The 14,318-nt window shown below is 71.6% G+C and carries 10 protein-coding genes, 2 tRNA genes and 1 pseudogene; 7 read left to right on the top strand and 6 right to left on the bottom strand.

Features of this window, described 5'->3' with window-relative positions; translation table 11 throughout:
• Position 1: 1 nt before the first annotated feature.
• Both OG488_RS13990 and OG488_RS13985 read left to right on the top strand, forming a co-directional pair.
• Positions 2-712 (top strand): class F sortase, encoded by a 711-nt coding sequence (locus tag OG488_RS13990; RefSeq protein ID WP_329229230.1) that lies wholly within the window; start codon positions 2-4, stop codon positions 710-712.
• A 275-nt stretch (positions 713-987) separates the two neighbouring features.
• Positions 988-2,025: a glycoside hydrolase family 6 protein gene (locus OG488_RS13985; RefSeq protein WP_329238643.1), complete on the top strand. Its 1,038-nt coding sequence runs from the start codon at positions 988-990 to the stop codon at positions 2,023-2,025.
• Positions 2,026-2,059: 34 nt separating this feature from the next.
• Here the strand turns inward: OG488_RS13985 and OG488_RS13980 are convergent, their stop codons facing one another.
• The 5 genes and pseudogenes from OG488_RS13980 to OG488_RS13960 form a co-directional block, all read right to left on the bottom strand.
• Positions 2,060-3,196 (bottom strand): CU044_5270 family protein, encoded by a 1,137-nt coding sequence (locus OG488_RS13980; RefSeq protein WP_329229228.1) that lies wholly within the window; start codon positions 3,194-3,196, stop codon positions 2,060-2,062.
• Positions 3,193-3,864 carry an RNA polymerase sigma factor gene (locus tag OG488_RS13975; RefSeq protein WP_329229227.1) on the bottom strand — a complete coding sequence of 224 codons (672 nt, stop codon included), beginning with the start codon at positions 3,862-3,864 and terminating at the stop codon, positions 3,193-3,195. Before OG488_RS13975 ends, OG488_RS13980 begins: the two co-directional genes overlap by 4 nt.
• A gap of 108 nt (positions 3,865-3,972) precedes the next feature.
• Complete coding sequence (locus OG488_RS13970; protein WP_329229225.1) at positions 3,973-5,907, bottom strand: kelch motif-containing protein; 1,935 nt, start codon at positions 5,905-5,907, stop codon at positions 3,973-3,975.
• Positions 5,904-6,893, bottom strand: a pseudogene (locus OG488_RS13965) (glycosyltransferase family 2 protein); the annotation flags it as partial. The pseudogene OG488_RS13965 and the gene OG488_RS13970, both read right to left, overlap by 4 nt.
• A 265-nt stretch (positions 6,894-7,158) precedes the next feature.
• A tRNA-Lys gene (locus OG488_RS13960) sits at positions 7,159-7,232 on the bottom strand.
• Between the two features lie 169 nt (positions 7,233-7,401).
• Between OG488_RS13960 and OG488_RS13955 the strand changes: the two genes are divergently transcribed.
• The 3 genes from OG488_RS13955 to OG488_RS13945 all read left to right on the top strand — a co-directional run bounded on the left by OG488_RS13955 (position 7,402) and on the right by OG488_RS13945 (position 11,451).
• On the top strand, positions 7,402-8,685 hold the full coding sequence (locus OG488_RS13955; protein WP_329229223.1) for a peptidoglycan-binding protein: 1,284 nt from the start codon (positions 7,402-7,404) through the stop codon (positions 8,683-8,685).
• Between the two features lie 22 nt (positions 8,686-8,707).
• A complete protein-coding gene (locus OG488_RS13950) occupies positions 8,708-10,702 on the top strand; it encodes an SPFH domain-containing protein (RefSeq protein ID WP_329229222.1) in 1,995 nt (664 codons plus the stop codon).
• 158 nt (positions 10,703-10,860) lie between these two features.
• Positions 10,861-11,451 carry a lytic polysaccharide monooxygenase auxiliary activity family 9 protein gene (locus OG488_RS13945; RefSeq protein WP_329229220.1) on the top strand — a complete coding sequence of 197 codons (591 nt, stop codon included), beginning with the start codon at positions 10,861-10,863 and terminating at the stop codon, positions 11,449-11,451.
• 59 nt (positions 11,452-11,510) lie between these two features.
• Here OG488_RS13945 and OG488_RS13940 read toward each other — a convergent pair.
• Positions 11,511-11,584: transfer RNA gene (locus tag OG488_RS13940), tRNA-Lys, on the bottom strand.
• Between the two features lie 189 nt (positions 11,585-11,773).
• Between OG488_RS13940 and OG488_RS13935 the strand changes: the two genes are divergently transcribed.
• Both OG488_RS13935 and OG488_RS13930 read left to right on the top strand, forming a co-directional pair.
• The gene (locus OG488_RS13935; RefSeq protein ID WP_329229218.1) at positions 11,774-12,784 is read left to right on the top strand and encodes a LacI family DNA-binding transcriptional regulator; all 1,011 of its coding nucleotides are present in this window, start codon (positions 11,774-11,776) and stop codon (positions 12,782-12,784) included.
• Between the two features lie 158 nt (positions 12,785-12,942).
• Positions 12,943-14,316 (top strand): ABC transporter substrate-binding protein, encoded by a 1,374-nt coding sequence (locus OG488_RS13930; RefSeq protein WP_406462590.1) that lies wholly within the window; start codon positions 12,943-12,945, stop codon positions 14,314-14,316.
• Positions 14,317-14,318: the final 2 nt, after the last annotated feature.

Genomic DNA, 14,318 nt, shown 5'->3' with positions numbered 1-14,318 from the left:
CATGACCGCCACGGACCGTCCCGCCGGAACGGGACGCCTGCTGACGGGAGTCGCGTGGGCCGTGCTCCTGCTGGGGCTGTGGCTCTGGGGCCGCGCCGCCACCGCGGGCAACTCCGCCCCGACGACCGGTGACGTCGCCGCGGTCGGCCGCCCCCTGGGCGTGCCGCTGCCCCCGGCCCACGACCCCCTCGACGGCGCCTCGCCGCAACGGGTCGAGATCCCCTCCATCGGGATCGACGCGACCGTCGTACGGCGCGGGCTGGACGGTGAAGGGGCCATCGAGCCCCCGCCCTTCGCGGCACCGGGCGCCGTCGGCTGGTACGCCGAGGGCACCGAGCCCGGCACGGAGGGGGCGGCGCTCTTCGTCGGCCATGTCGACACCGAGACGAAGCCCGCCGTGTTCTACGGACTCAGTGCCGCCAGGCCGGGCGAGAAGGTCCGGGTGAGCCGGTCCGACGGGAAGACCGCCGAATTCACCATCGACGACGTCCAGGTCTTCACCCGGGAACGCTTCGACGCGCAGAAGGCGTACGGGCCGCGCAAGGACGGGCGGGCCGAGCTCCGGCTGATCACCTGCGGCGGGACGTACGACCGCGAATCCCATGCGTACACGGCCAACGTCGTCGTCTCCGCCTATCTGACGGCGGAGAAGAGCACGGAGAAGAGCACCGGGAGGAGCACGGAGGCGAGCGGCGTGAAGAACCGCGTCTGACGTGCCCCGCGCAGGAAAACCTGGCCCGGTCGGCGCCCCGCTCCCCCTCGGAGCCGCCGGCCGGGCCGGTTCCTCGACCGCGGTGTCCGGTCCGCGGGAGTGGCCCGGACACGACGCGGGAGGTCGGGTCGTTCGTGCCGACACTCTAGGCCGTCGGGGCGTGACGCCCGGGGCGTTCTCGGCAAGATGTCCTGATCCGGGCGGGAGCGTCCCTGGGCCGGATCGCTGTGCCACGATGAGTTCGACCGGCAGTGCATCAGTACGAGGGGGAGCGGATGTACGGCAGTTACACCGGGCTGAGCGCGCGTGCCGCAGCCGGAATGGGCGCGGTCCTGCTGCTGGCCGGGTGCTCCACGGCCGACCCGTCCGACGACGGGGGCAACGGCGCGGGTGGGGGCAAGGACGCGGCGGCCGCCGTCGGCCAGCGGTCCGAGGGCGACGCCCCGTACTGGGTCAACCCCGACGGGAACGCCGCGCGGCAGGTCGCCACCTATGTGAAGGACGGCGACCAGGGGAAGGCCCGGCTGATCCGGAAGATCGCTGAGCAGCCCGTCGGGGAGTGGATCGGGCCGGACGACCCGCAGGGCACGGCGAAGGGCCTGACCGAGGCGGCCGAGCGGGCGGACCGTGAGGCGCTGCTCGTCCTGTACAACATCCCCCACCGCGACTGCGGTCAGTTCTCCAAGGGCGGGGCCGCGGACGGCGACGCGTACCGGACCTGGGTGGACGGTGTCGCCCAGGGCATCGGCGACCGCCGGGCCACGGTGGTCCTGGAGCCGGACGCCCTGCTGCACCTGGTGGACGGCTGCACACCGCAGGAGCTCCACGAGGAGCGCTACGACCTCCTCAAGGGTGCGGTCGAGCGTCTGAAGCAACAGCCCCGCACCGCGGTGTACATCGACGCGGGCAACGCCGGATGGCAGTCGCCCGACGCGCTGTTCGCCCCTCTGCGGCGGGCGGGGATCGCGACCGCGGACGGCTTCGCGGTGAACGTGTCCAACTACCGGACCACCGAGGACAGCAGGGACTTCGGCAGACGGCTGTCGGCGAAGGTCGGCGGCAAGCCCTTCGTGATCGACACCAGCCGCAACGGCAACGGCCCGTACGAAAGGGGCGACCCAGCGGAGAGCTGGTGCAACCCGCCGGGCCGTGCCCTCGGCGAGCCCCCGTCGACACGGACGGGCGACGAGCTGGTCGACGCCTACCTCTGGGTCAAGCGGCCGGGTGAGTCGGACGGCGCGTGCAAGGGCGGGCCGAAGGCCGGGGACTGGTGGCCGGAGTACGCGCTGGGGCTGGCCCGCGCCACGCAGTAGGCCGTCACCCCGGCCCTCCAGCTCCCCGCCGGGATCAGGTCGTCGTCGACTGCTTCCCAGCCGTCGGCCTTCCGGCTGCCGGCCTCTCGGTCGCCGGCTTCCCTGCCGTCGGCTTCTCTCGGAGGGTGTCGACGACCGCGCGCTCCATGACCGCCGAGGCGTTGATCAGGGTGCCCTTCTTGCCCATGGGGGTGTCCCTGGTGAGGTAGCTCCGCTCGCCCAGGTACCCCAGGGTCGCCGAGTCGAAGATCCAGGCGGTGCGCCAGCCGGCCCGGGTGTCGTCGCGGGCCACGCCGATCCCGCGCCGGCCGGCCGCGTCCACCGCGTCGGGGTCCACGGTCACGCCGGGGATCCTCGCCGCGGCCTTGTAGAGGGCGGCCGCGGTCCTCGGCGGCATCAGGGTCTCGCGCAGCAGCTCACCGATGGCGTCGAAGGTGTCCTGGGCCCGGTCCCGCTCCTCGGCCGGGGTGTCCCGCGCGTCCTGGTCCCGGGTGATCTCGGTGGCGAGCCGCCGGAGCAGGACGTCCGGATCGGTGGGCAGCGAGGCCAGCCACGCGTACGTCGGCCGGCCGAGGCCCGCCGGCTGGCCGACGGGGGTCTCGCCGTCCGGAACCCCGACCTCGATCGGGACGTACGCGCCGTCCTCGTGGATCAGGCCGACGTCGATGACCGGTCCCGCCTTCTGCGCCATCCAGACCTCACGCTCGCGGGGTTCCGTCAGCTTCACCGGGCCGTCGAAAACGCCCTCGTTCCGGGTCTGCAGGGTCCTGACGTAGACGAACTGGTCGCCCGTGACCGTCCGTTCGCCGCTCTCCTCGGCGACCGAGGCGATGCGGTCGAGCAGCACGGCCGCGCCACGCGGGGCCGTGGCGTGGGAGCCGGTGCCCGCGGCGGACGGTGCCGGGGCGCTGCCCTGGCCGGTCACGGCGAGCGTGGTCAGCAGGACGCCGCCCAGGGCGAGTCCGGCGGCGGGCAGCAGGACGGCGGGGCGCAGGAGGCGGGGGCGGGGGCGCGCGGTGGCGCGGGCGCGGTCCTGGTCGATCAGACGCATCAGACTGTCCTTGTGGTGGAGAAGACGGCCCGGGGGCAGGTCCCGTTCGGCCGGGGCCGGCAACAGCCGGGCCAGCTCCTCGCGTTCGGCCCGGTCGGGGCCGGAGGTGCGGTCGTTCATCGGGCTTCCTCCTGGATGGGCAGGGCCACGAACGCGGCCCTGCCCTCTACCTCTCCGCGGCGGGGACGGGGTTCCCTTCCGGACCTGACTGCTTCTCCGGGGCGTGATGCGCGCGCGGCGACCCCGTCCGATGTCCGGCGGAGCTGCTCGTCGGTGAGCCGGCGCAGCCGCGTACGGGCGCGGGACAGCCGCGACCGTACGGTGCCCACCGGGACGCCCAGGGCTTCGGCGGCCCCGGCGTAGTCCAGCTCGGACCAGACACAGAGGGCCAGCACCTCGCGCTCCTGGCGGCGGAGCCCGCCCAGCGCCTCCCGGATCGCCGCGAGCCGCCGTGTGTCGTCGACGCGTCCGGCCGTGGTGTCCGCGATGTCCGCCACCGGTTCCGGAGCGGGTTGGCGGGAGAGGAAGGCCAGGCGCCGCCCGATGCCGCGGTTCGCGTTGCGGGCCTTGTTCGTGGCGATCCCGAGCAGCCACGGCCGCAGCGAGTCGCCCTCCGGTTCGACGGAGTGACGGGTGCGCCAGGCGGCCAGGAAGGTCTCGGACAGCACCTCCTCGGCCGTCGACCAGTCGCCCGTCAGCCGGTAGGCGTGGTTGTAGACCGCCCGCGCGTACTCCTCGTGGAGCGCGGCGAACGCCTCGCGGTCGCCCGCCCTGATCCGTGCGCGCATGCGCTCCCGGTCTTCCTGTTCATCACATCTCACACCACCTAGCTCTCCGGCCGGGCCGGGGAGTTCCCGTGACCCGTGCCACACCGGGTGGCCGCCGGACGGGAGGGGTCAGGGGATCTCCACCCACATGCCCTCCGACGGTGTGCCGTCGGCGTCCGTGACGAACAGCATGTACCAGCCGGACGGGACCAGGGCGCGGTTCCTCGGGACGGTCACGGAGATGCTGTCGCCGGACTTCTCCAGGTCCAGGGCGACCGACCGCTGGTCGGTGTCCGTGACATGCGTGACCGCGCTCGGGCGCATCAGCTTCGCCGAGGTGATCGACGAGGCGTGCCGGGTCGTGAACAGCCCGGTGCCGCCTCGCGAGATGCGCTCGGGCCCGGCGGTCAGCTCCGGGCGCCCGCCGCGGTACAGGTAGGGCGGCGTGTAGATCTCGATGCGCTGCTCGAAGGTGCCGGGCCGCGTGTTCGCCCGGTCCGCGTAGAGGGGGTCGGATCCGAAGATCATGACCCGGCCGTCGGGGAGCAGCACGGACCCCGAGTGGTAGTTGCGGCCCACGGCGGGGTCCGCGACCCGACGGTAGGTGTCCGACGCCGCGTCGTACAGCCTGGCCTGCAGGAGGTCCGAACCGCCGCGCCCCCGGTAGTCGTGGGAGCCGCCGGTGACGAGCAGGGAGTCGTCCGGCAGGAGGGAGGCGCTCGGGTAGCGGGTGCCCTCGTCGAGGGAGGCGCCGTCCGTGAAGCGGGGTTCGTCCTCCGTCAGGTCGACGAGCCGTGACTTCGCGCTGGACCTGCCGGACTCACCGACCCCGCCCCCGCCGATCACCATGTACGTCTCGTCCTGGGCGGGGGCCAGCCGTACGGTCGCCGAGGTCTCCGTCCTGTCCGGGTCGCCGAGCCCGGGAATCTTCGTGAAGGTGTCGGACTCCAGGTCCCAGACGCCCGGGTCGCGGCCCACGTCGGCGGGGCCGTAGCCGGCGTTGGAGCCCGAGTAGAAGAGCTTCCCGTTGTTCATCAGGAAGACGGCGGGATAGGTGGGGAACCTCCGGACGACGCCGGTGTACTCCCACGTCTTCGTCTCCGGGTCGTAGATCTCGTCCTTGCCGGGCACGATCTGCCCGATCTCGTCGAGGCCGGACAGCGAGAGGACCCTGCCGTCCTCCAGGGTGGTGAGCGTCGGGTACCAGCGCGCCTCGTTCATCGGGTCGACACCGATGTACTTCTCGGCCACGGGATCGAATTCGTAGGCTTCCCGGATCCCCTGGAAGTCCTTCTTGTCCAGGGCCAGCTTCTGCGCGATCCCGTACACGTTGCGGGCGTCGGAGCCCGTGAGCCCCGATATCCGGTAGTTGTCCTCCGTGCCGGTCCCGTACCGCGCCCCGGACTTCTGCGCCTCGACGTAGATCCGACCGAGCCCCGGTTCGGTGCGGAGGAACGCGCCGGTCCGCTTGTCGAAGACCTTGGTGGCCTTCTCCACGAGCACCGGGTCCTCGGAGACGAAGGTCTTCCCGTTGTCCTTGCCGGTGAAGCGGGTGCCCGCGGGCACGGTGACCGGCGCGTCCGGGTCCTCGTTGTGGACGATCATCAGGCCGCCGGCCTTGGTGACATCGCCCTCGAGCTTCTCGTAGCGCTTCGTGCCGCCGGCGATGAGGAGCTTCCCGCCGGGGAGCTGGGTGTGCCCGGCGCAGAACATGTCCTTCGGCGTCGGGATGTTCTTGTACGTGTTCTCCTCGGGGTCCCACAGCACCGAGCGGAAGCTCTTCGCGTCGAAGTTCTCCTGGTCGTTGCCCGAGCCCGCGACGAGCAGGACCTTGCCGGTGTGCAGCAGTGCGGCGTGGATCGTGTTGATCCGGAACTCCGGAGGGACGTCCAGGAAGTCCCAGTGGCCGTTCTCCGCCTTGTAGTCCTGCTTGTCGATGGCGTAGGCGTGGTAGCGCTCGGTGCCGAAGCGGTACAGCCAGGGCCCGTTCGCCCCCGCGAGCGCCAGAACCACCGCCGTGCCGATCGCCAGGCGGCGGGTACGGCGGCTCGGACGGTACGTCATCTGTTATGTCCCCCAAGGGCGATCTGCAGGGTGTCCTCGTCTCCCGCCGGCGTGGACCCGGCCCGCGGTACGGGCCGTGGTGCCGGCGCGGGTGGTCCGCCGCGGCGCTTCCTCCGCTCGGCGCGGACCGTGTACCGCCAGCCGGCGATCGGCGCGGCGGTGATCAGCAGCGCCAGGCAGGCCCAGGTGAGCATCGCCGGGTGGCTGTGGCCGAGGACGAAGGAGGCGGCGATCGAACCGCCGAAGACGAGGAGGAAGAAGAGGTGGATGCGGAAGGTGCCGAAGAGGGTGTCCGGGCTGGACGAGTCGCCCTTCGGCGTCACCACGAAGGAGCTCGTGCGGCGCAGCACCGCGTCCATCAGGGAGCGGGCGTAGAGCGGCGCGGAGAGCGCGGACATCACCATGCCGGCCAGGCCGCCGGAGCCCTCGGGTTCGTGCGGTGAGACGTTGTGGCGGCGGTTCCAGACGTAGAGGCCGATCTGGAGCGCCGAGGCGTTGCCGTACAGCATCATCCAGATCACCGGGTCGATCTGGACGCCGGAGGCACCCATGCCGAGGAACAGGGCGCAGCTCAGGGCGGCGAGGATCCAGTTCAGGGCCGACATCGGGTAGAAGATGATCATCAACGTGTAGTTGAGGAGCTTGCCCGGCGGCAGCGAGAACCAGCCCTTCCAGTACTGCTTGAGGATCGTCTCGTACGTCCCCCGGGACCAGCGCAGCTGCTGGGTGAAGAAGTCGGTCCACGCGGTCGGCCCTTCGCCGACGGCCAGGACGTCCGGGGTGTAGACCGAGCGCCACTTCCCGCCGGTGAGCGGGTTGCGGTGGCGGTGGATCTCGAAGCCGGTGGCCATGTCCTCGGTGATCGAGTCGTAGAGGCCGCCGATCTGCTTGAGCGCCGATATGCGCACGGCGTTGCTCGTGCCGACGAACATCGGGGAGCCGTAGCGGTTGCCCGCGCGCTGGATCAGGGCGTGGAAGAGGAACTGCCCCCGCCCCGGGAGGAGGCCGCTCGTCGTCCTCCCGGCACCGGGGGATCCGTGGATTCCCCGGGCGGCGTCTGGTCAGGTTGTCCGATTACGCGACATGAACGCAAGGATGAGAATGGGTGGTTTGTCAGCCATACGTGCGATTTGGGGAACGCCGCGCAGGGGGCGTGCGGAGGTGACGAAAGGCGCCCTGGGGGCACGTCCGCGCGGGAGGCGGACATGAGCGAGGCCCCCTCACACTCGGTGAGGGGGCCTCGCTGTTGCGTGCGCCGTCAGGGACTCGAACCCCGGACCCGCTGATTAAGAGTCAGCTGCTCTAACCAACTGAGCTAACGGCGCCTGCTGACCTGGAGAACTTTACCCGATCTGCGGGAGTGCTCCTGACCAATTCCTCTCAGCCTCGGCCTGTCGGATGGTCGTTTTTTCCCTTTAGTCCGTCACCATGAGATATGCCCGGAAAGTGGAGACGCGGAAGATCTGGACGACTGCCGAGAGGAAGAGGAGGCGCATGACTGTGCCGGTCTTCGAGGAGTACGAACCCGACGCCGACTGCGGCTGTCCGGGCTGCGCCCGACGCCGCCGTACGGCCGCCGCGCTGCCCGTGCGCCATGGCGGCCACCCGGCCGCGCACGGTGCGCGAAGGGCCCTGGTGCTGGTCACCGCGGCGGGCGTCGTCCTGTCCTGCGGGGCGGCCCAGGCGGCCGCCACCGCCGCGGGCCGGGACACCCGGGCCGGCGCGGAGGCCGACCCCCAGCCGGTCACCCCGCAGGGCACGGTCGGGCCGCTGAACAGCGGCGGAGCGTCGGGGCCGCCCGCCGCACCGGGGACGGCTCAGCGCACGACCACCCGGACCGAGATCATCAACCGCGCCAAGAAGTGGGTGTCCGCCCAGGTCCCGTACGACATGGCGGCCTACTGGTCGGACGGCTACCGGCAGGACTGCTCCGGCTTCGTGTCGATGGCGTGGAACCTCGGCACCAACGAGTGGACCGGCAGCCTCGCCACCTTCGGCACGAAGATCGCCCGGGCGGACCTCCAGCCCGGCGACATCCTCCTCTTCCACAACCTGGCCGACCCCGCGGTGGGATCGCACGTCACGGTCTTCGGCGGCTGGACCGACCACACGCACAGCCACTACCTGGCGTACGAGCAGACCCGCCCCAACGCCCGCGCGGCGACGACGCCGATGGCGTACTGGAGCAACTCCTCCAAGTACGTGGCCTACCGCTACAAGGGCATCGTCAGCGGGACGAGCGGCAGCTCGGCGACGGCGTTCCCGGGGGCCGCCAAGTTCGGCGCGGGCGCGAACAACGCGCACGTGACCAGGCTCGGGACGATGCTCATCGCCCAGGGCGGCAAGCGCTTCTACACGCAGGGCGCGGGACCCCGCTGGGGCGACGCGGACAAGAGGGCGACCCAGGCGTTCCAGCTTGCGCAGGGGTGGAAGGGCGCGGAGGCCGACGGCGTCCCCGGCCCGCACACCTGGCGCCTGCTGGTCGCCGGCACCGGGCACAGGATCCCCGCCGCCACGACGGGCGGCAGCCCGAGCGGGACGGCGGCGTACCCGGGGCGGAGCTCCTTCGGACCGGGGCAGGCCGGCAGCCACATCCAGCGGCTCGGCGCCCAGCTGGTGAAGAAGGGGTACGGCGCGCACTACGCGACGGGCCCCGGCCCGCGCTGGACGGAGGCGGACCGCCGCAACGTCGAGGCGTTCCAGCGCGCCCAGGGCTGGTCCGGGGGCGCGGCGGACGGATACCCGGGGCCGGAGACATGGCGCCGGCTCTTCGCGTGACGGCTGAAGCAACGGAACGGACATGACGGAGGCGGGAATGCGGTCGACGGAGAACGTACGGGGCGAGTGGGACGAGCTCGGCGAGCGGGACACGCGGGCGATCGTGCCCGGGCCCGGGGCGGGGGACGAGCAGGGAGAGCGGCCGACGGAGGTGCTGCCGGTGACGGAGGCGACCTGTGCGACGGATGCGTACGGGAGCGGGGTGCCGGGGCCCGGCGGTGAGCCGGACCCGGCACCGGTGCAGTGGTGGTCCCCCCGGGCGGTGGTGGACGTGCCCGGGGTGGCGGATGCGCCTGCAGTGGCGGACGCGCCCGTGGTGACGGATGCGCCCGTGGTGACGGATGCCGCCCCTCTGACGGTGGCACGCGAGGTGACCGTTACGCCCGCCGAGGTGGAGGTGGCCGAGGTGACCCGTACCCCCGCCCAGGTGGAGGTGGCCGAGGTGACCGGTACGCCCGCCGAGGTGGAGGTGCCCGCGCTGGTCGTCGTACCCGTCGAGGTGGACGGCCCTTCCGCGGTGGTCCACGAGGAGATCCCGGCCGACCTGGGGCCCGCCCTGGACGCGGTGGCCGTCGTGGGCCGGGGCCCCGCCAGGGTCCCCGTGGATCTGGACCTGGAGCTGGAGCTGCAGCTGGACCCGGAGCCGCCGCAGGGGCCGGAGTTCGACCCGGAGCCGTCGGCCGACTGGGAGCTGCCGGCTCCGGAGCCGGTCTCGGGCCGGGCCTTCGGCCCGGACGCGGGGGAGGAGGGGGAGAAGGGCGAGGAGGACGTCCCGGCGGCCCCGCCGGCCGGGCCGCCGGATCTCCGGAAGCCGGTGACCGGCGGGGCCGGTGCGCCGGGCGAGGGCGAGCGCGCCCCGGTGACGCTGACCGTCGGCGCCGCCGACCCGGTCGCCTGGTGGGGGGCCGGACGCAGGCAGCCCGTCATCGCCACCGAGACCACCGCGCCCATCCCCGTACACCTGCTCTTCCGCGACGACGGCCACGACGCCGGGCAGGGCGGGACGGGCCGGACCGCTGCGGGGGCCGGTGCCGCACGGCGGTCCGGTGACCGGCGTCCGCCCCTCCAGCGGTCCGCCCAGGTGCGGGCGCCCGGCCGGGCCGCGCCGCCCGCCGACCCCCGGCTCACCGAGCGGCCGGGGCCCGCACTGCCCGGCTGGGCCGCGCTGCTCACCGCGGCCGCGGGGGTGGCCGCGGGGCTCGCCGTGCTCTGGTGGCGGGGCGCGGTGCCCGCCGCGCTGACCGGCCGGCTCGGGCTCGGGCACCGCCCGTACGACGGGCTCGGCAGCGGGGCCTGGGCACTGCTCTCACTGCTGGCGGCCGTGGCGCTCTTCGCGCTCTGCGGTCTCGGCCGGGGCCGGGCCGGACACGCCTCGGTGCTGACCCTCTTCGGTGACTACCGGGGCAGCGTCCGGCGCACCGGTCTCCTCTGGATCTCCCCGCTCCTGCTGCGCCGCCGGGTCGACGTACGCCTGCGGCACTGGCGCAGTGAGCCGCTGCCCGCCGTGGACGCCAGCGGGACCGCTCTGCGGGCGGTCGTCCTCGTCGTGTGGCGGGTGAGGGACACCGCCCGGGCCGTGTTCGGGGTCGCGGACCACGAGCACTACCTGAGCGACCAGGTGGAGGCGGCGCTGGCCCGGGTGCTCTCGCAGCTGCCGGCCGACGCCTTCCACGAAGACACCCGCACCCTGCGCGACGCGGAGGCGGTGGGCGACGCCCTGACCCGGATGCTGACGGCGGACTGCGCGCCCGTGGGCATCGAGGTGTACTCGGCGCAGCCGACCGCGATCGAGTACGCCCCCGAGGTCGCGGCCGCGATGCAGCGGTGCCGGGTGGCGGCCATCGACGCCAAGCACCGCGACGGGGTGCTGACGTCCGTGGTCGACGCGGTGGACGACACGGTCGGCCGGCTGACCGCGCGCGGCATCGTCGAGCTCGACGCCTACGAACACAAGGCCCTGGTCAGGGATCTGACGGTGGCTTTCTACACCGGTCGCGGCGGTGGAGAGGGAGCCTGACCGCCCGGGTCGGCGCCGGGGAGCGTACGGAAACCGGAATCACATTGGTCTGGACATGTTCATGCGGCGTCAATAATCTGGACTTGGTCTAGACCGCACCACCAATGCGCGCAGCAGTGCCCCGGAACATCCCCCACGTTCTTGAGGAGCGACACAGCATGCGGAAAAGGGCAAGCGCGGCCGTCATCGGCCTGGCGATAGCGGGCGTCTCCATGCTCGCGACCAGCGGTGCCAGCAGCCACGGCTACACGGACTCACCCATCAGCCGGCAGAAGCTCTGCGCCAACGGCACCGTCACCGGCTGCGGCAACATCCAGTGGGAGCCGCAGAGCGTCGAGGGCCCCAAGGGCTTCCCGGCGGCAGGACCCGCCGACGGCAAGATCTGCTCCGGCGGGAACAGCCAGTTCGCCCAGCTCGACGACCCGCGAGGTGGCGCCTGGCCCGCCACGAAGGTCACCGGCGGACAGGGCTACAGCTTCCGCTGGCAGTTCACGGCCCGCCACTCCACGAGTGACTTCCGGTACTACATCACCAAGAACGGCTGGGACTCCACGAAGCCGCTCACCAGGGCCGCCCTGGAGTCGCAGCCCTTCATGACCGTGCCGTACGGGAACCAGCAGCCCCCGGCGACGCTGACCCACCAGGGCACGATCCCCACCCAGAAGAGCGGCAAGCACATCATCCTGGCCGTCTGGAACGTCGCGGACACCACCAACGCGTTCTACGCGTGCTCCGACGTGCAGTTCTGACGCAGTACGAACGCGCAGTGGGCGGTCTCCTCGGAGGGAGACCGCCCACTGTCGTGTCGTGCGCCGTCAGGGACTCGAACCCCGGACCCGCTGATTAAGAGTCAGCTGCTCTAACCAACTGAGCTAACGGCGCCTGCTGACTCGAAAATAATACCTGGTCCTCAGGGGTGCTGGTGACATGTGTACGGCCACCCCCGCGTGGCCCTCCCCACACCCCGGTGCCGGGGTCGGGCCGGGTGTGGGGAGAGGCGACTTTCGGGGAAAGTCATTTTCTTTCGTAAGTGATCTTCATTTTTGCGTAGCCCTTTGTAGGGTGAGCTCCGTGACGAAACGACGACTCTCTCAGGTGGCCGAGTACGCGGGTGTCAGCGAGGCGACGGTCAGCCGCGTCCTCAACGGCAGCCCCGATGTGGCGAGCACGACCCGTGAAGCGGTGCTGAGCGCACTGGACGTGTGCGGGATCGAGCGGCCGGCCCGCTACCGGGCCGAGCGGGCCGCGCTCATCGGTCTGGTCGTGCCCGATCTGCAGAATCCGATCTTCTCCGCCTTCGCCGAGGCCCTGTGCGGACTGCTCAACAAGCGGGGGCTCATCCCCGTGCTCTGCACCAGGACGGCCGACGGCGTCTCCGAGGCGCACTACATCGAGATGCTGCTGCGGCAGAACATCGGCGGCATCGTCTTCATCGGCGCCAGCTACGCCGACGCCGGCCCCGAACACGGCCGTGCGCTGCGGGAACGCCGCATCCCGATGGTGCTGCTCAACGCGGCCGACGAGAACACGGGCGTCCCCCAGGTGAGGGTGGACGACGCGCTCGCCGCCGACCAGGCGCTCTCGCACCTGTCGGCGCTGGGGCACGAGCGGATCGGCGTGATCCTCGGGCCGGTGGGTCACGTGCCCTCGGCACGGAAGCTCGCCGGGTTCGCCGCCTTCTGCGCGCGCCGGGGCGTACCCGCGGACGACTGGCGGCGGCTGGTGGCGCACGCGCTGTTCACGATGGAGGGCGGCGCCACGGCGCTGCCCCGGCTGCTGGCGGAGGGGGTCACCGGAATCGTTTGCGCCAGTGACGCCCTGGCGCTCGGGGCCGTCCGGGGAGCCCGCCGCCAAGGCGTCTCCGTGCCGCGGGACCTCTCGGTGGTCGGGTTCGACGATTCGCCGTTCATGGTGGCCACCGACCCGCCGCTGACCACCGCGCGGCAGCCGATCCAGGCGATGGCCTCGGCGGTCGTGGCCTCCCTGGCGGCGCAGATCGACGGCCATGCGGGAGCAAACGAACTGATGATGTTCGACACCGAGCTGATCGTCCGGGGCTCCACCGCCGCCCGGCCCCGCTGAACAGCCCGGAGCCCTTCCAGGTTTCTTGCACAAGCCGCTGAGATTACTTTCTTGCGTAGATGCATTGACTTCTTGCGTAACCGGCTTCTACCTTCGGCGCAGCTCAGTGCTCGGGGTCCGACAACCCCGCAGCGGACCCCCAGGAAGGCACGATCCCCATGGTTGGCATGTCCGGCATCAGCAGACGTCAGCTTCTCGGCTCGGCGACGGCCGTCGCCCTCTCCCTCGCCCTCACGGCCTGCGGCGGCTCCGGAGACTCGCCGTCCGGCGTGGACAAGAACGGCGTGGTCACGATCAGCGTGAACGGCATGCCCGCCAAGACGCAGGCCGTCGACCGCAAGAACTTCATGGAGGACGTCGCGGCCTTCGAGAAGAGCCACCCGAAGATCAAGATCGACGCCCGCGAGGGCCAGATGGACCCGAAGACCTTCGCGGCCAAGCTCGCGGGCGGCCAGCTGGAGGACGTGTACTACGTCTACTTCACCGACCCCGCCGGACTGATCCAGCGCCGCCAGGCCGCCGACATCTCGAAGTACACCGGCGACGTGCCGTACTTCGAGGACATCGACCCGGCGCTGATGAAGGTCTTCAAGGACGCCGAGGGCAAGACGTACGGCCTGCCCACCGGCAACTACTCGATGGGCCTGCTCTACAACCGCGACCTGTTCGCCAAGGCCGGTCTCGACCCCGACAAGCCGCCGGCCACCTGGGAGGAGGTGCGCACCGCCGCGAAGAAGATCAGCGCGCTCGGTGACGGCACGGTCGGCTACGCCGACTACAGCAAGAACAACCAGGGCGGCTGGCACCTCACCTCGTGGATCTACTCCATGGGCGGGGAGGTGGCCACGAAGCAGGACGGCCGCTGGAAGGCCGCCTTCGACAGCGAGGCGGGCCGCAAGGCGCTCAACGCCCTGCACGACATGCGCTGGACGGACAAGAGCATGGGCACCCGCCAGCTCCTGGAGATAGCCGACGTCCAGAAGATGATGGGCGCCGGCAAGCTCGGGATGTACATGGCGGGCCCCGACAACATCCCCACCATCGTCAAGCAGTTCGAGCGTGAGTACGAGGAGTACGGCCTGGCCGCGCTGCCCGGGACCGCGACCCTCGGTGGCGGCGACGGCTTCATGTTCAACCCGAAGGCCTCGCCGGAGAAGATCAAGGCCGGGCTGCAGTGGGTCCAGTGGAAGTACCTGCGGAGCCCCGAGCGGGAGAACGTCGACAGCAAGAGGTCCCAGAAGACGGGTGTGCCGATCGGGCTGCCGCAGCCCCGGCTGTTCGCCGGCGAGGCCCAGGCGGAGATCGACCGGATCCACGAGCAGTACGCCAACACCCCGGTGAAGAACTACCAGCCCTTCATCGAGCGCAACGCGCAGGTGGAGACCAAGGTCGAGCCGCCCAACGCCCAGCAGCTCTACACCGTCCTCGACGGCGTCATGCAGGCCGTGCTCACCAAGGAGGACGCGGACATCGACGCGCTGCTGGCCGCGGCCGCCAAGAAGGCCGACACCATCCTCGCCTCGGTGAAGTGACG

The sequence above is a fragment of the Streptomyces sp. NBC_01460 genome, from assembly GCF_036227405.1.
Lineage (GTDB): Bacteria > Actinomycetota > Actinomycetes > Streptomycetales > Streptomycetaceae > Streptomyces.
Note: the sequence above shows the minus strand (reverse complement) of the source record. Positions and strands in the feature narration are given on the sequence as shown.

What these genes read in the sequence shown, in the direction of transcription:
- OG488_RS13990 (WP_329229230.1), top strand. Translation starts at nt 2, where the DNA reads ATGACCGCCACGGACCGTCCCGCCGGAACGGGACGCCTGCTGACGGGA.
- OG488_RS13985 (WP_329238643.1), top strand. Translation starts at nt 988, where the DNA reads ATGTACGGCAGTTACACCGGGCTGAGCGCGCGTGCCGCAGCCGGAATG.
- OG488_RS13980 (WP_329229228.1), bottom strand. Translation starts at nt 3,196, where the DNA reads ATGAACGACCGCACCTCCGGCCCCGACCGGGCCGAACGCGAGGAGCTG.
- OG488_RS13975 (WP_329229227.1), bottom strand. Translation starts at nt 3,864, where the DNA reads ATGCGCGCACGGATCAGGGCGGGCGACCGCGAGGCGTTCGCCGCGCTC.
- OG488_RS13970 (WP_329229225.1), bottom strand. Translation starts at nt 5,907, where the DNA reads ATGACGTACCGTCCGAGCCGCCGTACCCGCCGCCTGGCGATCGGCACG.
- OG488_RS13955 (WP_329229223.1), top strand. Translation starts at nt 7,402, where the DNA reads ATGACTGTGCCGGTCTTCGAGGAGTACGAACCCGACGCCGACTGCGGC.
- OG488_RS13950 (WP_329229222.1), top strand. Translation starts at nt 8,708, where the DNA reads ATGACGGAGGCGGGAATGCGGTCGACGGAGAACGTACGGGGCGAGTGG.
- OG488_RS13945 (WP_329229220.1), top strand. Translation starts at nt 10,861, where the DNA reads ATGCGGAAAAGGGCAAGCGCGGCCGTCATCGGCCTGGCGATAGCGGGC.
- OG488_RS13930 (WP_406462590.1), top strand. Translation starts at nt 12,943, where the DNA reads ATGGTTGGCATGTCCGGCATCAGCAGACGTCAGCTTCTCGGCTCGGCG.